Annotated in this window: 23 protein-coding genes and 1 pseudogene; 14 read left to right on the top strand and 10 right to left on the bottom strand. The window is 50.1% G+C overall.

The window, feature by feature from the left end; genetic code table 11:
• Window positions 1-46: 46 nt before the first annotated feature.
• The 8 genes from I2G69_RS14310 to I2G69_RS11790 all read right to left on the bottom strand — a co-directional run bounded on the left by I2G69_RS14310 (window position 47) and on the right by I2G69_RS11790 (window position 3,892).
• Complete coding sequence (locus I2G69_RS14310) at window positions 47-208, bottom strand: hypothetical protein (protein WP_207726798.1); 162 nt, start codon at window positions 206-208, stop codon at window positions 47-49.
• 157 nt (window positions 209-365) lie between these two features.
• On the bottom strand, window positions 366-572 hold the full coding sequence (locus I2G69_RS11820) for a hypothetical protein (RefSeq protein ID WP_087234700.1): 207 nt from the start codon (window positions 570-572) through the stop codon (window positions 366-368).
• Window positions 573-582: 10 nt separating this feature from the next.
• The gene (locus I2G69_RS11815; protein WP_195560821.1) at window positions 583-1,542 is read right to left on the bottom strand and encodes an NTF2 fold immunity protein; all 960 of its coding nucleotides are present in this window, start codon (window positions 1,540-1,542) and stop codon (window positions 583-585) included.
• Window positions 1,543-1,553: 11 nt separating this feature from the next.
• The gene (locus tag I2G69_RS11810) at window positions 1,554-2,285 is read right to left on the bottom strand and encodes a DUF4241 domain-containing protein (protein WP_087234702.1); all 732 of its coding nucleotides are present in this window, start codon (window positions 2,283-2,285) and stop codon (window positions 1,554-1,556) included.
• A 12-nt stretch (window positions 2,286-2,297) separates the two neighbouring features.
• Window positions 2,298-2,501, bottom strand: coding sequence for a hypothetical protein (locus tag I2G69_RS14570; RefSeq protein ID WP_087234703.1), 204 nt, complete (start codon window positions 2,499-2,501; stop codon window positions 2,298-2,300).
• Window positions 2,502-2,506: 5 nt separating this feature from the next.
• Window positions 2,507-2,833 (bottom strand): DUF5713 family protein, encoded by a 327-nt coding sequence (locus tag I2G69_RS11800; RefSeq protein ID WP_087234704.1) that lies wholly within the window; start codon window positions 2,831-2,833, stop codon window positions 2,507-2,509.
• Window positions 2,820-3,302 (bottom strand): hypothetical protein, encoded by a 483-nt coding sequence (locus I2G69_RS14305; protein ID WP_243254961.1) that lies wholly within the window; start codon window positions 3,300-3,302, stop codon window positions 2,820-2,822. Before I2G69_RS14305 ends, I2G69_RS11800 begins: the two co-directional genes overlap by 14 nt.
• 77 nt (window positions 3,303-3,379) lie before the next feature.
• On the bottom strand, window positions 3,380-3,892 hold the full coding sequence (locus I2G69_RS11790) for a hypothetical protein (RefSeq protein ID WP_140400385.1): 513 nt from the start codon (window positions 3,890-3,892) through the stop codon (window positions 3,380-3,382).
• An 838-nt stretch (window positions 3,893-4,730) separates the two neighbouring features.
• Here I2G69_RS11790 and I2G69_RS11785 point away from each other — a divergent pair.
• The 9 genes from I2G69_RS11785 to I2G69_RS11745 all read left to right on the top strand — a co-directional run bounded on the left by I2G69_RS11785 (window position 4,731) and on the right by I2G69_RS11745 (window position 14,559).
• Window positions 4,731-6,110, top strand: a complete 1,380-nt coding sequence (locus I2G69_RS11785; protein WP_191363188.1) for an MATE family efflux transporter — start codon at window positions 4,731-4,733, stop codon at window positions 6,108-6,110.
• A 174-nt stretch (window positions 6,111-6,284) separates the two neighbouring features.
• Complete coding sequence (locus I2G69_RS11780) at window positions 6,285-6,908, top strand: CatB-related O-acetyltransferase (RefSeq protein ID WP_419761409.1); 624 nt, start codon at window positions 6,285-6,287, stop codon at window positions 6,906-6,908.
• A 340-nt stretch (window positions 6,909-7,248) separates the two neighbouring features.
• Window positions 7,249-8,259 carry an LCP family protein gene (locus tag I2G69_RS11775; RefSeq protein ID WP_172749736.1) on the top strand — a complete coding sequence of 337 codons (1,011 nt, stop codon included), beginning with the start codon at window positions 7,249-7,251 and terminating at the stop codon, window positions 8,257-8,259.
• Window positions 8,260-8,742: 483 nt separating this feature from the next.
• The gene (locus I2G69_RS11770; protein ID WP_172749737.1) at window positions 8,743-9,243 is read left to right on the top strand and encodes an HD domain-containing protein; all 501 of its coding nucleotides are present in this window, start codon (window positions 8,743-8,745) and stop codon (window positions 9,241-9,243) included.
• Window positions 9,244-9,338: 95 nt separating this feature from the next.
• Entirely contained in the window at window positions 9,339-9,758 is a 420-nt protein-coding gene (locus tag I2G69_RS11765) for a cupin domain-containing protein (protein ID WP_087234710.1), read from the top strand.
• A gap of 250 nt (window positions 9,759-10,008) precedes the next feature.
• Window positions 10,009-10,440: a MarR family winged helix-turn-helix transcriptional regulator gene (locus I2G69_RS11760; RefSeq protein ID WP_237966879.1), complete on the top strand. Its 432-nt coding sequence runs from the start codon at window positions 10,009-10,011 to the stop codon at window positions 10,438-10,440.
• Window positions 10,437-11,108 carry a YczE/YyaS/YitT family protein gene (locus tag I2G69_RS11755; RefSeq protein WP_087234712.1) on the top strand — a complete coding sequence of 224 codons (672 nt, stop codon included), beginning with the start codon at window positions 10,437-10,439 and terminating at the stop codon, window positions 11,106-11,108. Before I2G69_RS11760 ends, I2G69_RS11755 begins: the two co-directional genes overlap by 4 nt.
• Before the next feature lie 315 nt (window positions 11,109-11,423).
• Window positions 11,424-14,072: a translation factor GTPase family protein gene (locus I2G69_RS11750; RefSeq protein ID WP_195560820.1), complete on the top strand. Its 2,649-nt coding sequence runs from the start codon at window positions 11,424-11,426 to the stop codon at window positions 14,070-14,072.
• A 256-nt stretch (window positions 14,073-14,328) separates the two neighbouring features.
• Window positions 14,329-14,559, top strand: coding sequence for a helix-turn-helix domain-containing protein (locus I2G69_RS11745; protein ID WP_087234714.1), 231 nt, complete (start codon window positions 14,329-14,331; stop codon window positions 14,557-14,559).
• Window positions 14,560-14,889: 330 nt separating this feature from the next.
• On the opposite strand, the gene I2G69_RS11740 is transcribed toward I2G69_RS11745, so the two are convergent.
• On the bottom strand, window positions 14,890-15,354 hold the full coding sequence (locus tag I2G69_RS11740) for a TspO/MBR family protein (protein ID WP_191363002.1): 465 nt from the start codon (window positions 15,352-15,354) through the stop codon (window positions 14,890-14,892).
• 84 nt (window positions 15,355-15,438) lie between these two features.
• Here I2G69_RS11740 and I2G69_RS11735 point away from each other — a divergent pair, with 84 nt between their 5' ends.
• From I2G69_RS11735 to I2G69_RS11715, 5 genes and pseudogenes are all read left to right on the top strand, one after another.
• A complete protein-coding gene (locus I2G69_RS11735) occupies window positions 15,439-15,990 on the top strand; it encodes a hypothetical protein (RefSeq protein WP_087234717.1) in 552 nt (183 codons plus the stop codon).
• Window positions 15,991-16,057: 67 nt separating this feature from the next.
• A complete protein-coding gene (locus I2G69_RS11730; protein ID WP_191363001.1) occupies window positions 16,058-16,855 on the top strand; it encodes an N-acetylmuramoyl-L-alanine amidase in 798 nt (265 codons plus the stop codon).
• Window positions 16,856-16,954: 99 nt separating this feature from the next.
• Window positions 16,955-17,242 (top strand): hypothetical protein, encoded by a 288-nt coding sequence (locus tag I2G69_RS11725; RefSeq protein ID WP_140400387.1) that lies wholly within the window; start codon window positions 16,955-16,957, stop codon window positions 17,240-17,242.
• 25 nt (window positions 17,243-17,267) lie between these two features.
• Window positions 17,268-20,654 (top strand): glycoside hydrolase family 2 protein, encoded by a 3,387-nt coding sequence (locus I2G69_RS11720; RefSeq protein WP_087234720.1) that lies wholly within the window; start codon window positions 17,268-17,270, stop codon window positions 20,652-20,654.
• A 295-nt stretch (window positions 20,655-20,949) separates the two neighbouring features.
• Window positions 20,950-21,459: pseudogene (locus I2G69_RS11715) on the top strand (GNAT family N-acetyltransferase).
• A gap of 222 nt (window positions 21,460-21,681) precedes the next feature.
• Here the strand turns inward: I2G69_RS11715 and I2G69_RS11710 are convergent.
• A complete protein-coding gene (locus tag I2G69_RS11710; RefSeq protein ID WP_087234722.1) occupies window positions 21,682-22,110 on the bottom strand; it encodes an RNHCP domain-containing protein in 429 nt (142 codons plus the stop codon).
• Between the last annotated feature and the right edge of the window lie 489 nt (window positions 22,111-22,599).

The following is a 22,599-nucleotide window of genomic DNA, read 5'->3' as shown; positions in this document are numbered from 1 at the left end:
CCCGCGCAAAGCCGCAGGGGGCGGGGATAGGGTTCGTCCTTTCCCGTCAGTGTTGTTTCTGGTTCCATTCTTCTTCCGTCACCTGTTTATTCTGGATATAGAAGTGCTTGGCATCCCATCCGAAATAGCCGTCATCGTTGGAAACAAAGGTAACAGGGTCAGCCTTTTTCAAGACTTTGATCTTGCCGACAAAGTTCTCATAGTACACGGCTTTGCTGTCCTTGGCATATCCGTAAGGAACACCCACCCGGACGGAGCGCCGTGTACCATCAAATCCACCGTGGACTCAAAAGGATATTTCGCGGGAAAGCGGAACACCGTGCCGCTCCAAAGTGCTGCTTCCTGATATTCCGTCAAGTGCATTTTTACCCCTCGATCACGAGATTTGGGACAGCATTTTCTTCATGTCCGCCAATCTCCACCTCATAGACATGAAACACTTTTTCCGTGCCATAATGGGGATCGATTACCGTTGCTGTTCCCCGACAGTCGAACCAGCGGTACTTGAAAATGTTCACGCCAAACAACTCACACTGCCCATCTAAACCGGATGCTTCAAATTTCGATGTCATTTTGTATCCCTCACAATTCCACACGCTGCCAGCCGTCCAGCCGCTCCTGCACCGCGTCGATTTTCCAGCCCTCGCCCACCCGTTTCATGAGGAAGCGGCGGTCAAAGCCAGTGTATTTCTCTCTGGTGTAGATGTAGAGCTTGTTCCGGGTGAGCTGCTCCGCGTCCAGAAACTGCTCGTCCTTGTAGGTGCCTTGGACGCTGTACGATAGGCCCAGGGGCCGGTAGCCCGGGCGGGGCTTTTCGCTCACATACTTCTCCCAGATCGCCAGTAAGCGGGACACAGCCTCGGCATCCCCAAACTCGGCCTGCTCCATATACCGCTCCCACGCAGTCATTTCTGCAAAGAAAGCGGACAGCACCCTGCGGCATTCCTCCGCCGCCTGCTCATCCAGTTGGACGGGCTTTTTGGCCTTCTCCCGCTGGAGCTGGGAGAAGTATTCCATCTGCTCCTTGGTGAACTGCACATGGGCCACCGGCTCGATCCGGCTGTTGCCGGCGATGGCCAGCAGGCCCTCGTATGTAACGGCGGTATGGTCGATTTGGATGTGGGAGAGCTTGGGGATAGAGGCTGCCTGGAGCAGTCCGGCATCGTCCAGCCCGGTGCGGTTGAGGGTCAGAAGGTCCAGCTTGCAGTTTTGGAGCGCGGCCAGGCCGTCACCGTGGATGGCGGCATTGCCGTCCAACAGCAGATAGCGCAGCTTAGGCATGGCGGAAAAGGCGGGGAAGCAGGCGTCGGTGAGCGCCCCGTCCTCCACGCCGAAGTTGACCATGCTTTTATGTCTGGCAAAGGGAGCGAGCAGAGTATCCGTTACCGGGCAACCCTTCACATGGAAACCCACCAGGACGTAGCTGGCTAGCCGCTCCATAAGGTCCATAGTCAGCTCCGGGATCTCAAACCGTTTCTCTCCATCCAGTGTCAGGACACCGTTTTTCCAGTCCGCTGTCCGCGCTCGTTTCGGCCATTCCATCGCTTACCTCCTTACGCCTGCTCCTTGTAGCTGGCCTCAATGTCGATGAAGCGCACATACACGGCGCAGACTTCGCCCCTTGCGTCATAGCCGAAGTAGACGGGATAGTATCCGTCCCCCCAGCCGGAGGCAAAGATAGGCAGATCGCAGTCCGTGTCCGGCACCGTCCAGTTGAGCCAGTCGCCGTAACTCCCCTGATACTTGGGGTGGGCTTTCGCGTTTTCCTCCAGCAGGTCACAGAACAGGTCATTATAGGGGTCGATGTCCGGGTCCTCCTCCAGCCGCTTGGCCCAGTATGTCTTGAAGGCCGCCTGGGTCTGGATGTCTGCGACACACCCCATCCCGGCATCCACACCGAAGCCAAAGTAGTCGTCCTCGCCCAGTTCCTCGTCCAGATCCTCTTTGCCCATCATGCCCAGCTCATAGCGGACGGGCTTCTCCTGACTGACCTCCACCTTGACGCAGGCGTAGCGGTCGCCGTATTTCTTGCTGGGTACTACGCAGATCTTCACGGGATAAGTTCCAGCGGGGATCGTCTGCATAAACGGCGGCGTGTCCTCCAGCTCCACCAGCGGATCGCAGGCGAAGATGGTTCCGGTGGGGAAATGGACGGTACCGATGTTCAGCACATCCACTCCCATATTTCCGATTACCTTTTCTGTAAAATACGCGTTCAAATCGGTTTTGCAGGCCAGCTTGTCTTTAACCGATTCATATTTGTTCATCCATTCTGTTGTAGGCATGATGGCTTCCTCCTATTGAATCTGTTTCTTGATGTACTCGCTCTTTGAGCCGTCCCAGTAGCAGTTCACACACCGGCCATTCTGGAAATGATGGGGACAATTCGGATAGTCATAGAGAATATGGGCACATTCCGGGCATAGCCCCATTATCTGTGAGGAGTCCTTGAAAAACAGGCTGCCGCACTCATCGCAAACGACCAGTTCTTTTTCTGCCATGGGTCTCACCAGTCCCGTTCCCGGATGGCCTCTTCGGTATCAATGGGGATATCGAACCACTCCAGAATGTAGGCCACATCTGCCGCAATACACTCCCGCGCCACCGTTTCAATCTCGCTGTCGTTCTCGTCAAACTCCTCCTGGAGGTCATTGATGCCGCAGACCGCCTCATCCAGCGTTTCCTGCACCACTTCGGTGCCAGCCGCGCCGCGCTCCAGAAGGTCGATGACCTTCTGGAGCGTATCCTTTACCTTGTCCACCAGGAAATCGGGATAGTATTCGTCCTGGTACATCTCATCCAACAGTTTATAATTCGGGTCAAATGTTTTCATTTTGATTGTTCCTTTCTTCGTGATCGGCTGTGATGCTCAATTCGACTGCATCATCGCTGTAAATCAAATTAAGTCCATGAGGGACTTTTCTATCGAAATGCAACTCAATGTCATGGTATTTGAGGAGCAAAGGTTTTCCACCGCTTTTCATCGTTGAAACAGCATCGGGCTTGCCAAAGTTTTCCACGACCTCGTCCTGTGCCATTCCAAATTTCAGCGGGGAAATATCCTGGGAATTTTGCAATATTTGATTGCGCCAATTATAAAAGTCCGCTTTCATGTCTTTGTTTTTGCTGAGCCTGGACTTGGACACCCAACCGGAATCCCGGTTCAGGCACCGAAAGCAAAAGCGGAAATCAAAATCCATGCGCGGAAACCGCGCCAGCAGGATCGGCTCCAGCGCCGCTTTCGTTTTCTCTGCCGACAATTCTGGATGGAGGGCAGCCTCATGAATGCTGGCAGGGAGCATTTTGTGATAAATCTCGCTGATAAGTCCAGGCCGGCGTATCGCCTACCACGCGCAGTACCTTCATGCCGCGTTCTTCCTCATGCCAGCTCCGCATCTAAAATCTGGACTTGTTTCCCTTTCTCATCCACATAGAAAAGGGCAATGTAGTCGATGCCGTCCCGCTTGATCTGCTCCCAGGGCATCCGCCCACCGCGAATCAGCTCTACAGTATCGTTCTCGTCTACCTCAAAGTCCTCTTTCTCGTCGTCATAGTCGATGCTGTAGCCCAGCTCCAGAACCAGCTTGGAGGCGGGGATCTCATACCGCTGGAGAGGGCGGTGTTCCAGCTCGGCCGGATCATGTTCATCACAGAACAGATTGTTATAGCCGTGCCGCCCAGCGTCGAAGATGACGAATTCCTCGCCGTTCTCCGGGTCAAGGGCTGCCACCAATCCAGGCGCTCCATCCCCATCCACAATATAGGGATTTGGCTCACCTTTTACCGTGAGCAAATTTCCGTAGTAACAAACCTCCAGCACTTCAGGGGCAACCTCTGGCTTATGGATCAGGTAATATCGGCCGTTTACGCCGTCACGCTTTGGTAGACCCATACCAAATCACCTCTTTCAGGACAATAAAAAATACCCTGCTTCGCACTGTTACAAGGGCAGACGAATGTAGGGCATGAAAAGGCCACAAGGGAGGGGCCACATTTACCGGCGGATGTGGTTTCTCTGGCAGACAAAATAGCTTTTTCATTTCTAGGGGCAGTCGGGGGCTGTCCAATAACTCTGCCCATGGTGGCACCTCCTTCACAGAAATAATTATGTTCTATTATATCATAAGGCGTTTGATATTGGAAATATTTTATTAATTCTGCTGGTTAACTTTTTTGAATTCGTTAATTTAACTGAGATATGTAACATCTGCAGTACCGGGTGGATCAATTTGAATGTCTTCCTATCTAACTCGTTGCTTTGAAGCCAGGGACTGCTTCCTAGCTCATATGTTTCCTTCAAGGCCATCACCCACAAAATATGTGTAGATATGTTTTCCATCATGGAGCATATGGGCTGTTCTAAAGTACGTACTGGGATCCTTTTATGTTGACAACAAAGGGCAAACTGGTTACAATAAATTTTAATAGAACTATGTAAGAGATGAGTGCGATGTTGTTCGGAAAATTTTGTATTGATTTCGGCTCCACACAAGTTTATACTACGAAACATTGTGCGGAGCCTTTTCGGAAAGTTGATTTATAAAGCGGAAAGGCCAAGGCAGAGAGACTGCCTTTGGTTTTATACCCTTTTATTAGATTAACGCTAAGTAATTGACTGTTTAGGCCACAGACAATGTTTTGTTTGTGGCCTTTTGTATGCTCATTTCTAAATGACTATGCAAAGGGCGCACGATGTAGTGTGCCTTTTTTTCTTTTGGAGGGAAATAGATATGACTAAAGAACACAATCTGTTAACCGGGAGTGTGTCGGAAAAACTGGCTGTTTTCGCCTTCCCATTATTTTTAGCAAATATACTGCAATCTTTTTACAATGTAGTAGATATGCTTGTAGTCGGCCAGATTGTAGGAGATACGGGCCTTGCGGCCATTGGCAACGCTTCTAAATTGTGTTATATCATCAACTCAATTTGTATTGGTATGACAATGGGCGGGGCTGTATTGATTGCTCAATATAAAGGGGCAAGCGATAAAAAGAGGCAAGCGGAGTCCTTTCAAATGTTGGCCTTGCTCTCGCTGGTATCTTCTTTGCTTGTAACGATTGTGAGTTTGGCAATCTACCAACCGTTATTCAAGATGTTAAATGTCCCAGCAGACGCATATCAAGATGCCTGCGACTATATGCAAATCATTTGCTGTGGGACGGTGTTCGTCTTTGGATATAATGCTGTCTGCTCTGTGCTCAAAGGGCTTGGAAATTCGAAATCTCCCCTCTATTTTGTGGGAATTGCTACCATTATCAATATCGTTTTAGACATTATTTTGGTGGGACCTTTCGGAATGGGAACGGCAGGAGCAGCTTACGCAACGATTGCTGCGCAAGGAATTTCCTTTGTGATTTCTTTATTCTATTTGAAGCGGCACAAGATATTTTCCTCTATGAGAAATCATAGGGGGTTTACGCTCCAATGGGATAAACTGGCCGCCATTGTGAAAGTCGGCCTGCCCACAGCAATTCAGATGGTCGTGGTCAACACCGCTTATCTGCTTGTGGCGGGTATGCTCAATCGGTTTGGTATGGCTGTATCTGCTGCCTCTAATGTGGGGTTGCAAATCAACACCTTTGCTGGTATGCCCTGCTGGGCTATTGGACAGGCGGTAACAGCGATGATAGGCCAGTGTATGGGGGCTGGGCAAATGGAGCGCGCCCGAAAGGTAGTAAAAATCAGTTTAGTGATGAATGTTTCTGTAACATTCGTTGCCGTAATTGGCATACAGCTTTTTGCTGAACCCTTAATCTTGCTTTTTGGCAGCACTAGCCCGGAAGTAATAAGTGATGGCATTTACTATTTGCGTATCTGTTGCGGTATCAATAGCTTGATTTATGCCGCCATGTATACCTTAGATTCCTTTGCTATTGGTGTTGGCGCGGCAAATGTCGCCATGATTAACGCTTTACTGGACGCAGTGATTGTGCGTTTGCCTGTGAGCTGGATTTTGGCTTTTACACTTCACATGGGATTTTCTGGCATTTATTATGGCCAGGCACTTTCGCCAATCTTGCCTGCTATTGTGGGCGTACTCTATTTTATAAGTAAAAAGTGGGAACGAAAAACGCTCATCCAACCAAGCAACAAGGGAGAAAGGTTTTGATGGTTGGGATGGCTTTTATGCCTAGACCAGACTTAAAATGCGTCATGATACAAAATGTATCAATTCCCATTGTATTGCCCGAAATGCAAATAGGAGACTTTAGTGAATGCCAAAAGTCAATCGATCTGTTATTCATATGAGTAACTTAATTTTTAAGGAGGATAGAAAATTATGATGGACAAGCAAAAAATTTATCCTCGGTCACAAGATCGAGAAACCGTATATTTAAAAAATGTTATTACTGATCCCAGCATTATCGTAGGTGACTATACCATGTATAACGATTTTGTAAAGGATCCTGTTGATTTCCAAAAGAATAATGTTCTTTACCATTATCCTATTAACCATGATCGGCTGATTATCGGCAAATTTTGCTCCATCGCCTGCGGTGCCCGTTTCTTATTCAATAGCGCCAACCATAGCATGGCTTCGCTCGCAACTTATCCTTTTCCCATTTTCTTTGAGGAATGGGGACTTGATGTCAGCCGTATAACCAGGGCATGGGATAACAAAGGGGACATTGTTATTGGCAATGATGTATGGATTGGATATGAAGCCGTAGTTTTCGCTGGAGTTACCATAGGGGATGGTGCCATTATTGGGACCAGGGCGGTTGTAACAAAAGATGTCCCGCCTTATACCATTGTGGGCGGTGTGCCAGCTAAACCTATCCGAAAGCGCTTTTCTAACGAAATAATCACAGCGCTGTTGGCAACTCGATGGTGGGACTGGCCAGAAGAAAAAATTGCTGGTCATCTTGCGGCAATCCAGTCGGGCCGTATCGATCAAATTAAGTAACTGTTGAAAAGAGCCAGACGCATAGCAATCCCAACAAACCCATATGCGAGAGATTACCGCCTTTATATGGCGATGATCAATTGATCTGCCTGAAAGTATGGACTGGAGGAAAACAGATGCAAGGAAGACTTGGAAAAAAGCACCAGAGGAATTCCGGCTTTAAACCGGGGAGAATAAGGATAACCGAAAAATGCCAAAAGGGTATAGGGAAATCGATGGTAACCTATTTCTTTAGTTGGATAACACGCAGGAGCAGATCGGTACTCCCCTGCATGGGATGAACGCGATGCGTAGCAGAAAACATGCTGTTCTGCGGAGCTTAAGAGAAAAGGAGGAGCATATGGCCGCCTGGAAGAAAGCCGCTGTGACCGTCGGAGGGATACTCCTAGTTTTGCTAATCGTATTTGGTGCAGGGATACTGGTTGCCAAGCACTATCTCAATAAGATCAACCGGGTGGACGAATCCACTGTTTCCACGATCTCTCCAGAGGATGAGGACTTCGAAGTGGATGAATTGCCGCCGGAAACAACCAACTCAGGAGTAGAACGCCCGATGGATTCTAATGAGATTCTATGGGCCCCTGTAGAACCATTAAAGGATGAACAACTCATCAATCTCATGCTTGTTGGACAGGATCGCAGGAAGGGCGAGGGCCGCCAGCGGTCGGACACAATGATCTTGTGCAGCATTAACCCAAAGACGAACCAAGTTTCTTTGATTTCCTTCATGCGCGATTTGTATGTCCAGATACCGGGCGGGTACTCCGACAACCGCTTGAATGCGGCCTATTATTTTGGGGGGTTCCCACTCCTAGATGATGCGATGTTCAAGAATTTCGGCATTACCATTGATGGGAATATCGAAGTAGATTTTGAGCGGTTTGTAAAGGTGATCGATGTTTTAGGAGGTGTGGACATTGTTTTGACTGCGGAAGAGGCAAACTATCTTGGAAAGGGAACCTTTGCCGGGAAAAATCATTTGGATGGGGAAATGGCTTTGGAATATGCCCGCATCCGGGCCATAGACAATGATTTTTACCGGACGGCGCGGCAGCGGGCCATTTTGGAAGCGGCCTTTAAGAAAATGAAAGACTTAGGTTTATCCGAGATCACAGCTCTTCTGAATGCGATGCTGCCGTCTTTAACCACGGATCTATCAGATGGGCAAATTCTCGCCTTGATGGGCACGCTTTTCCCAGGCTTGCGTTCCATGGAGATCCAATCATACCGGGTCCCTGCCGATCAAACCTATTACGATGCGATGATCCGTGGGATGGCCGTCCTGGTGCCGGATCTGGAGCGTATCCAGGAACTGCTGCGGACAGAATACCTTCCATTGCGCACCTATTAAAGGGATATCCCTACAATAAAAGGCAGAAATGCCCCAAGCGGCTCTCTTTTGCGAGGCGCGTTGGGGATTTTGCGTATGGAATTCGAATATGCATGTCTCCCATGCGTTCCGTTGGGATACTTTTGGCCTGTGAGGACGGCTGAATGGGAACTTGATCCGCATGCTGGCCAGTGGTACGATAAAATAGATAGAAGAAAACATTTCAACCGGCATGCGACTGGTTTTAGAAGAAACGCCCATGAAGTCTCTGAGAGTAGGGGGCAACAAGGCCGGTCGCAACATGTGGACACCACTATGGGTACAAAATAGGAGGTACATCTGCTTCTGGGTATAGGATATGCAGCCCCACCTACTGCTGCTTTTTTCATATGAAGATCTTTTTCTGTAAAGGGATTGCGGCGGAAAACCGTTCTGGGGATGTGCGGTTCCTCTCTCCCCAAATAGATGAAATCCATGTGCTTGGGTTGGAGGAGGTGGAGAAAGATGAAAAAACCTGAAACAAAACTTCTGCTGGATGCTTTGCTCTATGAGGAGGGCCATCCGCGGAGGACCCAACATATCTTAAAAGTTTACGCTTTAGCCAAGCTCTTGGGAGAGTGTTCTGGGTTAGGGGAAGAAGAACGGCAGATCTTACAGGCTGCGGCGATTCTTCATGATATCCCGATTAAGTATTGCAAAGAGCGGTATAAAGGAGATGCTTGCCAAGCAAACCAGCAAAAAGAAGCGCCAGGTCTGGTTCGGGATTTCTTGCAACAAGCTGGTTATCCGCCCGATTATCTGCCGCGCGTCCTGGAGTTGGTTGTCAACCACCACTGTTATACAGGGCCACATTCCCAGTTGCTCCAACTTTTGATCGAAGCGGATCTCATTGTCAATGCTTACGAGGAACCTCTTTCCGAGGAGGAACGTGTATATGTCCGAAGCCTCTTTCATAGCGATGCCGGGAAAGAGCTGTTCCTTTTACAGGATCAAAGGAAAACGTGAAGAAAAGGAAGGTTGAAGGGCGGTATGGAAAAGCCTTGACTTTGAGTTTACTCTAAGTTGTATACTAGGGTTAAGAATTTCGATTGGAGGTATGGATGTTGAACAAAGAAGAGATGAAAAGAGCATTAGGGCCGGCTTCCGTATTTGAGATTGGAGGGATCAACTCGTTTGGTCAGTATTTTGATGGAACCAGCTATTTGCAGATGTTGACTACAACGGGCGTGAGTGTGGGAAATGTGGTCTTTGAACCGGGCTGCCGGAATCACTGGCACCGGCATGTCCATGGGGGCCAGATCCTTTTGTGCACGGGAGGCCGGGGCTATTATCAGGAATGGGGAAAACCTGCACGGGAATTGTTACCGGGAGATGTCGTCCAAATCGGGGAAGAAAAACACTGGCACGGGGCAGCTCCAAACAGCTGGTTTTCCCATTTGGCAATCGATGTGCCGGGAGAAGGTTCCAAAACGGAGTGGCTAGAGCCAGTTGATCCGGAAGAATATAACAAACTTCCGTAAATCCATACATATATAATCTCCAATAAGAGGAATGGCTTCGTTTTTCGCTGCATATTTTTGTGAGTAAAGCACATTGAAAGGCTGGGAGAATTCGCCAGCCTTCCAATGTGTTTTTGTTTAATGGAAACAAAACAATAGGCAACGTATGTTTTATATGGCCCCTAACCTAAAATTCCAAAAGGATCTTGCAATATCGATTGCATGAATTTATACTGTTATATAGTTTGAATTAAAACTATATGGAGATGAAATGATGCTAGATAGAGAATTGCATGTTTTGCTGCGGAAGGGATTCTACTATAGTAACCGGGCTATTTTACAACAGATTTTGGCTTTGGGCCTTTTCCCTGGGCAGCCAAAGATTTTGGAGTTTTTGCTGGAAAAGGACGGGGCGATGGCGAAGGAGATCGGGGAAGGATGTGTCATCGACAAATCCACTATCGCTAATTTGCTCGTCCGTATGGAACGGCAAAATTTGGTTTATCGGAAGGGACATCCATCCGATAAGCGTGCATCCCATATCTATTTGACAGAGCAGGGAAGGGCACTGGCCAAGCAGGTGAAAGCCATTTGTATAGATGTTGATACGAAGGCATTTCGAGGAATTCCACCGGACGAGCAACAGCAGTTTTTACATACCTTACGCTTATTGATTACAAATTTAGAGGAGGAGTCTGAATGAAAAAGTGGATTTATCGTTATGTGTTTTTTATTTTAGGTGTTGCGATCAATTCGTTTGGCATTGCATTTGTCACAAAAAGCGCTATGGGGACCTCCCAGATTTCCAGCATCCCTTATGTCTTTAGCTTAGAGTTCCCATCCATCAGTTTTGGAATGTGGACTTTCTTATTTAATATCCTTTTTATTTTGTTGCAGGTTGTCCTCTTGAAGAAGGATTTCCATCCAATCCAGTTCTTTCAGATCTTAGTGAATGTGCTGTTCAGTGGGTTGATCGATTTAAGCATGAGCGCACTTTCCTTTTTCCAGCCAGAGGCATTGTGGCTCCGTATCCTGAGCCTGTTGTTTGGATGTTTGATTTTGGCACTGGGGATCTGTATCGAAGTGGCGCCAGACGTACTTGTAGTCCCTGGGGAAGGAATCGTTCGCGCGCTTGCCCAAACAACAAAAATTAAATTTGGGACAGTTAAGGTTTATTTTGATGTTACATTGATTGTGATTGCTGGAATCCTCTCTTTGCTGTTTTTCCAAAAATTCAATGGAGTCGGAATTGGAACGGTGGTGTCCGCAATCGTGGTTGGACGGTTTGTCAATTGGATCAACCTTCATTTTAAGTCCATCCAAAAGATCCATGCACTCGCAGAATCGGATAGTATGCTTGGAGAAATGTAGTAGAGGGATTCCAGCTGGTTTAGAGCCATAAGGAATCTCCTCGTAGCCTTTGTCTTTCACAGGGGCTGCGCATTCCATCGGGGAGAAAAATGTGTTATAATTACTGCACTGACCTCACATTGCGGGCAAAGTTCGGTTTTGCGAAACGTCTCACCGGTTCCTGCGGTTGGAGGAGTATGTTGCAGAGTCCGCCAGGCGGTTTTGTCCAGGAATCCGATCAAAAGTGCATTCGCATGAATGCGGAGATATCGGCAAAATCTTTGGACGGCTTGCACGGGGAATATCCAAAGAAAATGATATTGGAGAAAGCAATCTATGAAAAAATTGGCCGTTGGGATCCTGGCACACGTAGACGCGGGGAAGACCACCCTTTCAGAGGGAATGCTTTACCGCTGCGGATGCCTCAAAAAACTTGGACGGGTGGATCATCAGGATGCCTTCCTGGACACCGATACCTTAGAACGTGAGCGCGGCATCACTATTTTTTCCAAGCAGGCGATCTTGCCCTTGGGCAAATGGGAGATTACACTGTTGGACACGCCCGGACACGTGGACTTTTCCAGCGAGATGGAGCGGACGTTGCAGGTGTTGGACTATGCGATTCTAGTCATCAGCGGGACGGATGGCGTCCAAGGCCATACGTTGACGCTCTGGCATCTGCTCAAGCGGTATCGGATTCCAACGTTCCTGTTTGTCAATAAAATGGATCTTCCTGGCGCAGATCGTGCTACTCTGTTGGGCGAGCTTCAGGCACGTCTTGACGGCGGTTGCGTGGATTTCAGCGCGGAGAGCGGGGCGGATTTTTTGGAAAGCGTTGCTATGTGCGATGAGGATACGCTCAACCGTTACTTAGAGCGCGGGGAAGTGACAGAGAGTGAAATTGCCGGGTTAATCTTAAAGCGTAAGCTGTTCCCGTGCTTTTTCGGTTCTGCACTGAAGTTGGATGGTGTGGACGCCTTCTTACATGGGTTGGAGCAATATGCGCGCTGCCCAACCTACCCGGAGGCGTTTGGCGCAAAAATCTACAAAATCGCTTGGGATCCACAGGGGAATCGCCTCACCTATTTAAAGGTGACAGGTGGAAGCCTCAAGGTCCGTGCGTTGTTGAGCAACCGCAGGGCCGACCTGCCGGAGGAAAAGGTCTGGGAGGAGAAGGTCAACCAGATTCGCATCTATTCGGGCGCAAAATATCAGGCGGTGGATGAAGCGCTCGCTGGGGCCGTCTGTGCGGTGACAGGCTTAAGCAAGACCTATCCCGGTGAAGGGTTGGGCATGGAAGCGTCCTCGGAGCCGCCCGTCCTTGAGCCGGTGTTAACGTATCAAGTGCTATTGCCTTATGGGTATGACCCCCACACCGCTATGCAGAAATTGAGCCAGTTAGAGGAGGAAGATCCACAGCTTCATATTGTTTGGAACGGGCAGCTTCGGGAGATTCATATCCAGCTTATGGGCGCAGTACAGATGGAGGTTTTGCAGCGGATTATCCGGGAACGCTTTGGCTTGGATGTGGCCTTTGGCGCGGGAAATATTGTTTACCGGGAAACCATAACTGCTCCGGTAGAGGGTGTGGGCCATTACGAACCGCTGCGCCATTATGCGGAGGTCCATTTATTATTGGAGCCAGGAGCGCGGGGGAGCGGTTTGCAATTTGGCACAGCGTGTAGCGAGGATGTTCTGGATCGCAACTGGCAGCGCTTAATTCTCACGCATCTGGAGGAACGGGTCCACAGGGGCGTGCTCACCGGTTCCCCCATCACGGATATGAAGATCACATTGGTGGCTGGACGCGCGCATGAGAAGCACACGGAGGGAGGCGATTTCCGGCAGGCAACATATCGTGCGGTGCGGCAGGGCTTGATGTGTGCAGAGAGTGTCCTTTTAGAACCGTGGTACAATTTCCGCTTGGAACTGCCCGCCGAATATGTGGGGCGTGCGATGTCGGATGTACAACGCATGGCCGGGACGATCTCTCCTCCGGAAACGCTGGGAAATGATGCAGTGCTGACTGGCTCTGCGCCGGTAGCGAATATGCGGGATTATGCAGCGGAGGTTGCCGCATATACCCGCGGGCAGGGACGTCTGTTTTGCACGCTGAAAGGGTATGAGGTATGCCACAATCAGGAAGAGGTTGTGGAGGCGGTCGGCTACAACAGCGAACAGGATCTAGATAACCCTGCCGATTCGGTATTTTGCAGCCATGGGGCAGGATTTGTGGTGAAGTGGGATCAGGTGCGGGCTCACATGCATCTGGAGGGCCTTGATCTGGAAGCGCCCGGGCAAGCTGTAGAAGAAGGCGCGGCCGCTTCCCCGCGGGCGGTGGTGTATTCCGGCGGCTTGGAACAGGACAAAGAACTGCAAGCGATCTTTGAGCGCACATATGGGGAGATTAAGCCCAAGGCGATCCGGCCACGTTCAGAGCGCGAAGCGGCGGGCGCCGGCGAGCTTTGGCCGGTGCCACCGCGGGACAACCGGCCGGAATTTTTGCTGGTGGACGGATATAATATCATTTTTGCTTGGGAGGAACTCAAAGAGCTTGCCAAGGACAATATCGACGCAGCCCGTCAGGTGTTGATGGATCTGCTCAGCAATTACCAAGGCTTTCATAAATGCGAGGTAATTTTGGTCTTCGATGCCTACAAGGTGCCGGGCGGGGTGGGCGAGGTGAGCCGTTATCACAATATCTATGTGGTATACACCAAGGAGGCCGAAACCGCGGATGCTTACATCGAAAAGACCACTTATGAGATTGCGAAGAAGTACCGTGTCCGGGTGGCCACCTCCGATGCAGCCGAACAGCTCATTATTCTGGGGCACGGTGCATTGCGTGTTTCAGCACGGGCCTTCCAAGAGGAAATCGGTTTTACGAACCGGCAGATTCAGGAAATATTGGCGGAGAATAACCGCCATCGCCGCACGTTGACGGTTAAGGCAGCCATGGATAAAGCAATGGAAAAGAAGGAATAATTAAAATTGGGAATTGGGTCCTGTAAAAACGGGGCCTAATTTTTTTACATGAAACAGAACAAATTTTCGATATAGGCTTGCAAATAGCGAACAAATGTACTATACTATAGATATATTAAAAAGATGTTTTTGCAAAATCGTAACAGAACAAACGCTTCAACTGAATAGAGCAAGTGGTAGACAAACGGCAAACAAAAGCATGTAACTCGATTTTTTTAGCACAAGCAATTCGATCAATATCTTGGAGGGATGTAAAATGGTTCAGAAGAACAATCTGATTGGCAAACGAATGAAATTGGCGCGAATCGCGCAAAGAATGAAACGGCAAGATGTCTTGGAAAAGATACGGGAAAATGGCATAGAGCTCTACCCGACAGGATTTTCCAATATGGAGCGGCAGACGCGGCATGTGCTCGATTTTGAGCTGGGGCCGCTGGCGGATGCGCTCCATGTGTCCGTGGATTGGCTATTGGGAAGGAAACCGTGATTTGGGGACTGGCAATCATTCCACTAACCGGGGGATGGCTTTATTTGCTCACGGGGCCTGCCTGAAATACGGGTTGGAAGGGGTGCCCTTCGGGGAGACGGCATCTGGATCGAAATACGGCATAAGCTCTGTTTTTAGCCGGAAGGACGGAAGCGCCGCCTACTGCCCAGAGGGTTATCGGTTGACAGCAAGGGCAAATATCCATGATCAATCCCTTTTAGGAAAGAGGAGCGGGGGAATGATGGAACAAAAGATGTGGGATCGTCCGCCATAGAAATCCTAAGACGCATTTGTACCAGGATGCTTTTGGGGCTGTACAAACGAAACGGTTTAGTTGAGCAGGGCGACAAATAGGCTGAGATACCCCGCAAAGGTCACCCAGAGGAGATAGGGGATTTGGAGCATTGCCGCTGGGAATGAGACCTTCATGAACGCGATGATCATGGCGATAATCAGCACCCACAACAAAAGTAGCCATAGAAAAGCAAACCAATAGGCTTGCAGGCAGAAAAATAGAATTGACCAGACAAAATTCACAGCCAGTTGGATGCCATAGAGCCGCAGGGCAGGCTTTTTGTCCTCGGAATCAGTGATCCAAACCAGGTATGCAGAAAGACCCATTAGGACAAAAAGGATCGTCCAAACAACGCCGAACAGCCAGCCGGGAGGGGAGAGCGGCGGCCGGTTGAGCGATTGGTAGAGTCCCATGGAATTCATCGTAGAAAGCGCAGACAGCCCAGCCACACCCAAGCTGATAGCGAACTGAATGAGAAGCGGTTTCCACCGGATTTTCATAATATCAACTCCTTTAACGGTATTGTATGAAAAAAGCGGTGAAATCATGTGCCTCATAAAAGAATGAAAGGGGAGGATTGATCATTGAAAACAGATGAGAAACAAGCTTTTTTGGAGCGTTACCTCTATCTGGACCAAAAGATTGACCGCTTGTGTGACATACAAACCACCTGGCGGGCCTGCGCCGTGCGGATTCCAGGGATGGCAGTCCAAGCATTGCGCCATTATCGCGCCACGGAGATGGAAATCAACCGGAAAATTGACGAGCTTCTCACCATCAAGCAGGAGCTATTGGATGTGATCCGGACAACACCGGGCCAGCAGTCCCAGGAACTCCTGAAACGGCGCTATCTGTGCAGAGAGACCTGGGAGGAAATTGCAGAGCATTTGCATCTTTCTTTACAGGAAACGGTTCGCCTGCACAAGAAGGTCCTTGACGGAATCCGTGTGCCGGAGAAACAAGAGCAAGCGCGAATGCGTCAAATCAAAGAACAAAAGTTTGCCTCAGGGGGTGAGGAAGATATTCGAAGAGAGCATCGCACAGTATCAAGCGGAGATTGCCGCAGTGAATGCCCGTCTCGCGGTGTGCAGAGAGGAAGACGGATACACTATGCAGCTGCGCCAAATACGCAGTGATTTATATATGCAGCTGATTGCTGCGTTACATGCGGCGAAACGCTATCAAGTACAGGGAGGAACATGCATGACGATTCAACAACATCCAAGCCCGAACTACGGGAGCCGGTACGGTTGGAAGCCGGACCGGATTGTCAACCACATCACCGCGGGGAGCACAGCGGCGGGAGCACTCGCCACGCTGTGCGACCCTAAAAGAGAAGCTTCGGCCCATTTCGTCATCGACAAAGATGGCGCGATTTACCAATTGGTGGCACTCGACCGTGCGGCATGGGCCAACGGTACCAGCATAAGCCCGTCGGATAGCCGATACTACGGCCATTCCACCCTTGCGGTGGTGCGAAACCGGTGTACCAATGCCAATTATTATACCATTAGCATCGAACATGTCTGCGTAAGCGGAGGAGCCTTGACTCCGGAACAGCTTACAGCAAGTATCGAACTGCACCGGTACATCATTACGGAGGTCAAACGCCTTTATGGAGTCACCATCCCAGCGACGCGGGAATATATTGTAGGGCATAGCGAAATCAATCCGAAAACAAAACCGGACTGTCCTGGTGAGCGGTTCCCGTTCGATGCCATCTTAGAAGGGCTTCAGCAAAAGGAGGTGCAAAGCGATACCAGTGGAACCATACAGATCAAACGCGGCGGTTACTATACGGCAAAATTTTCTGGAACCAATGCAACAAAACTCCAGGTGACCGCAGGGACGGGAGATGTGGTGACCATCGTACCGATCAACCGCGGGGAGGACAAGCTGGCAGCAATTGTACCGATTGGCAAACCAGGGGATATGGCGGGCATCTACACCACCTCGCCTGGAGGACGTCCGGTCAAACGGTTTGTCGCCCAGATTGTCTAAATAAAAAGGAAACACGAGGAGGATGAGGGCCACAATATTCAGTAGAGGTTCGCGTAATATTTATTGGAATGTTTTGGGGAGGAGAGGTATTTCGTGGATATGAACAGCTTTTTAAGTTGGGGGACATTGGGAACCTTTGCGGGCGCAACCGCATGTACAGGCCTATTTACCCAATTGCTAAAGAGCATTATTAAAAAGGTGCCGACGCAATGGCTTAGTTTCCTGATCGCGTTGGTGCTGCTGGCGGTTACAACCGCGGCCACAGGGGGGTGGATGCAGCCTTGGACCGTCTGGGCGTTGGTGCCGCTCAATGCGCTCCTGGTGAGCTTAGCAAGCAATGGAGCGGTGGACGCCATGCGTGCGATGAAGGGGAATAAGACATCCTGAAGTAGGAAAATAAGGGAGGAGTAACATGATTCTTTTAAATGAGGATTGGACGTTTACCGCTGCGGATGAGGAATGTGACATCGGTTACGCGGGGGAGAACGGTGTTCGTACGTTGGATATCCAGATGTCTGGGCTGGAATATGCCGGTTGGGATTTTTTTCTGGATGTCCAGCGAAAAGGACAAAAAGATATTTGGGCGGTAGAGCCGGAAGCGTTGGATGGGGACTTGTTACTGCGGATTCCTATCCGGCGGGCCTATCTGATAGAAGACGGGCCGGTCTATGCGCAGTTGCGTGCATCGGCTCCGGATGGACGGATCAAAAAATCCGCCCAATTGATGCTCCATGTCAAATGTAGCATTAATTCTGTGGAGTCGGCGCCTTCGCCGCTCCCATCGGAATTTGCGGCGTATGAAGCGCGGATGGTGGCGATCCGGGACGCGGTGGAGGAACTGTTTGGGCGCAGCGCTGTGCCGTACGAAATCGTGGATTTCTGCGAAGGCTGGGCTTTTTCCAAAGACCAGTCCTCTTGGGAAACAGTTAATATCCCGCACACCTGTAATGTTTCCGATGGAATGAGCGGTTCGATGTACCGCGGGAAGGCGTACTATCGGAAAGATCTTTTTGTCAGCCGGGAGGATGCGGCAATCGACTTTGTGCTGGTGTTCTGTGCGGCGGGGCAATCCAGCGAGATTTATGTCAATGGCCGTTTTTGTGACGCCTATCCAGGCGGCTACACGCCGAACATCGTGGACATAAGCCCTTATCTGTCGCAGGGGAGCAATGAGATTTTGATCGTCTGCGACAATTCCCCGTCCGAGGACGTGATCCCAGTGTCCGGGGATTTTAACCTCAACAACGGGCTTCATGAAAAGGTCTATCTGTGCCGGGTTGGGCGCGTTTCCTTTGATCCGCAGGCATATGGTATGGACCGGATGCACGTGACGCAGAACAATATTTCCGAGCAAGCCGCTGCTTTTACAGTAGAAACAGCGGTAAACAACCGGTCGGGATGTAGCGTACAAGCGGCGGTGACTTTCACCGTATGCGATACGGAGGGTGCAACCGTAGCGGAGGAGACGGTGCTAGCGGAGATCCCTGCGCATACCCTGCAAGTTGTATCCTATGACGGGCAGATTGCGAACCCACACCTCTGGGACGGCATAGAAGATCCATACAGGTATGTGGTCAAGGCGGAGCTTGCAGCCCCTGACAAGGTGGACGAGCAGAGCGTGCGCATTGGCTTCCGTTATTTTTCTATAAATGCGCAGCAGGGGTTCCTACTCAACGGCCGTCCCTACCCGCTGCGTGGCGTAGCGCTGCACCAAGACTATCCCGGCGCGATGTCCGCGATGACGCAAGAACAATTTCATGCCGATTACGCGGACATTGCAGAGCTGGGCTGCAACTTTGTGCGCCTTGCCCATTATCCACACGATGCCTATGCGTTTGAACAGTGCGATGCATTGGGCTTGGTTGTACAGACAGAGATTCCATGGGTTAATCACCTTGGTCCAGATGCCTCCGAAGCGTACCACAACAGCATTGAACAAAACCTGCGGAGCATGATTCGGAATTACTACAACCACCCGTCCATCGTGTTCTGGGGCCTCTCCAATGAGCTCAATTGCACGCATTGGAACTCCGGTGGGACCCCACAGGGCGGGTTTTCTTCTGAGATGGCGGTGGCCTGGAATAACGAATTCTACGCGCTAGCCAAGATGCTGGACCCTACGCGCTATGTGGGCTTCACCGCCTATGGGCCTACCTTCGACGGTTCTGATCCAGATGATTGGCAAGCGGATTTTATCGCTTCAAATGAATATAAAGGATGGTATGGCGGTACCTTTAATCAGTTTGGTACCCAGATGGATGCCTATCGCACTGGAACACAGAAATTCTGGGCAGTTGGAGAGTATGGTGCGGGCAACAATCCCAATACACACTCGGACAATCCGATGGAGACCACCGAGACCGGATCTGGCGGCGCGCGGCACGATGAAGAATATGCTAACCTGTTCCACGAGGCATACCTCGCGCAGATCCAAGAGCGCCCTTGGCTGGTCTATACCGCGGCTTGGCTCCTCTACGACTTTGCTGTGTCCAACCGCAACGAGGGCGGTACACCTTTCCTCAATGACAAGGGCCTGATCACCCGCGACCGTCAAACAAAAAAAGATATATACTACCTCTATCAGGCGGCGTGGTCGGATCAACCTGTCTGTTACATCACTAGCCGCCGGTTCCGCCTGCGGGAGACGGCTACTATAAAAATAAAAGTGTACTCGAACTGTGAACAGCTCACGCTCTCTCGGGACGGGGAACCGGTTCAGACGCTGTATGCGCCGGTGAAATGTGGCTGCGTCTGGGAGTTCGATCCGGTGGCATTTGTGAACGCCTCCGAAGTGTACACCGTAACCGGTATACGCGGGGAAGAAGTGCTGTCCGATACGGTGACCTTTTTGACTAGCGCGATCTCCGGACAAATACTCCCGGAATCCATCGCGGCGGATGTTTCTAAGCTGGATTTGCAGGTGGGACAGGCGAAGGAGGTCCACGTCTCCTATGTCCCCAACACAGCGAATGTGGAGCTGGACTATACAGCAGCGCTCACTGGGCTGGCGGGAAGCGCTGTCCCGTCCGGCGCGACCGTCACGGTGACGGCTTCCGAGGCGGGTTCCGGCACATTGAACCTTGCGCTTGACTGGAACGGTGCTTCGGTGAGTATTCCTGTAACAGCGGAAGAGACGCCGGAGTATCTCTGTTATTTCGACTTTACCACGGGTTCCAATGACGACCCGTCGGTGGAGGATTCCACGGGAAATGCGACCTGTACCATGGAGGGGTTCGCCTGGGATGAGACGTCTGGATTTACCGAAAACGGACTCAAAACGACGGCTTCGGGTTCCTCCACGGAGATGGTGACGATCAGCGGATTCGATTTGAGTGAATGCACAAACGGATTCCGGATGCACATGGAGTATGCCGGCTTTGCAAGCACCTGGGACCGATCGAGGTTTTTCCAATTGGTAGACAACGAGGGCACGGTCATTCTGGACTGTTACTATAACAGCCCAACCGCAGCACAGCTGCGCATCGAGAGGGACAGCAACAATGGCGGCTTGTACAACGACTATGAATATATGCTGAACATGACCCATATGACTATGGACATCACTTGTAACAATGTAGCCACCGCCGCGTTTGACGGCGCTGTATCAAACGACAATGGAAACATCGTGCTGAGTGACGTTTTGGTGGCAAAGCAGGGCGGCTCTGCGACGGATACGCCGTTTGACATGCTGGCACTCAAGCCGTTCCAAGACGTTTCAAAAATTTATCTGATGAACCGGCTGGACAAGACGCGGCTGTTGCATGCAACGCTCTCCAAATTCTGGATTGAAAAGCTGTAAATGGTTGTTAAGTACTTAAAATGCAGTTCCAATAAAGGCAACGGCGAAGAATCGGATACGGCTTTAGGGGGGAATTAAGCCCGAAAGAGCGTAACAGCCCATGGACTCCTGAGTCATACTTCCTGGTTGTTCCTCTGCTCCTTGTCAAAGGCCAGCGGCTGTGGTAGGATAAAGATCATTCATAAAGGCCAGAAGCTTTCCCAGCAAGCATGGAGGGCAAAAAGCTTGAAACATGATGGAAACGCCGGAAAGAGCGGGGCCATGGGCAATACGACACGCGATTGGAGGAACAAACATGAACATCCGAACAGAACGGCCGGACGATTATGAGGCCGTATATTCCCTTGTGGAGCAGGCATTTGCCTCCGCAGAGCATAGCGATGGAACCGAACAGGATCTAGTCGCCGCTCTGCGGAAGGGAGAGGCGTTTGTGCCAGAACTTTCGTTGGTTGCATAAATAGATGGCAAAATTGTCGGCCATATCCTGTTTACAGAGGCAAAAGTCGGAGGCGATACCGTTCTTGTTCTGGCACCGCTCTCTGTGCTTCCGGCGTATCAAAGGCGGGGCGTTGGAACCGCTTTGATTCAGGAGGGCCACCAGATTGCCAGAAGACTGGGATATGCTTACTCATTGGTCTTGGGGAGCGAAACCTACTATCCGCGCTGTGGGTATCTGCCTGCGGAATCGTTCGGCATAGAGATCCCGGAAGGGATGCCACCCGCAAACTTTTTGGCGATCCGCCTGCGGGAGGATGCAAAGCCAGTCCATGGAGCGGTGATTTATGCAAAGGAATTTGGCATTTGAGAAACGTTCCCAAAGCAGGAACCTTTTTCAGGAGAACTTAAAGATTCTATCCGGCGTTCACCGGGCTATTGCCTCATTGCCTTTTCTGTAAGTGCAAAAATAGAGCGGCTCCCCAGGCTGGGGGCCGCTTATTTTGTGAATATGTGGTTCGAGAAGCAAAAATAGGCCTTTTCAATCGTTAGAAGGATGGCCGGCGATGAACTTTCATCCGGAACGCCCTAATCAAAATTTGATAGTACCGTCCCCGGCCATCAGTTCGGTCATTTCCTCGATACGTTCTAGTGGAAACGGAGGTTCACACAAGGGTTTCATAGCGATGGACATCAGCTTCATCGGGTTGTCGTCTGCGGCTACCCGATTGGAACTAAGCTTTCCACAGCGGCGGCAGCGATGAATGATCGCCCACTCTCCGTTTTTTCGGACCCATACCGCGACAGGTTCCATGAGACTGCCGCAATCGGATGCGCGGTCTCCTGGCTCTATGTCCACATGGAGGCTCGAAAGGCAGTTCGGGCAGTGGTTGCGGTGGTCGCTTCCGGCTCCTGCAGAGACCACCAGGCGTCCGCACTGCTTACAGGTAAAGCTATCCGTACACGCATGTGTTTTATAATACCCTTTTTTAAAGTGTTTCTTTTTGTTTTCACGGTTCATTGATTTTATTCTCCTTAACACAATAGAATGCAGTTGTATGATACCAGTGTCAGGACAATAAAAAAGGATAACCCTCGATACGATGGGTTATCCGGTACGCTTTTCTAGACGAATTTGTTGGGCATAAAAGCGCATTGTACAATTTTTGTACAATGCCATTGAAAAAGGATTCAACAAAAAAATTCAGCCAAAAATAGATTTGGAAAGAGACCAGCCTGCACAACAATCCGCAAAAAACGCACAACAAAAAACCCATCCTATTTAGATGGATAACATTTTTATTGCCCGATCATTTGCAGATAGCCGACATCAAGCCACTCCCCTTCGTCTTGTTTCCTATATTATAGCATAGGATTGGAAAAAAGTAAATCCCTTGTATCTTCCTTGCGCTATAAAGTGGTGCAGTGCGCTGTGTAGAGCTACAATACATGTTGGACAGAAGAGCAAGTAAAAGCAAATAAAAAAGTAGAAGGACAGAGCCTTCATAGG

The organism is Anaeromassilibacillus sp. D41t1_190614_C2 (assembly GCF_015558525.1).
GTDB lineage: Bacteria > Bacillota > Clostridia > Oscillospirales > Acutalibacteraceae > Anaeromassilibacillus > Anaeromassilibacillus stercoravium.
This window is presented reverse-complemented; position numbering and strand designations above follow the sequence as displayed.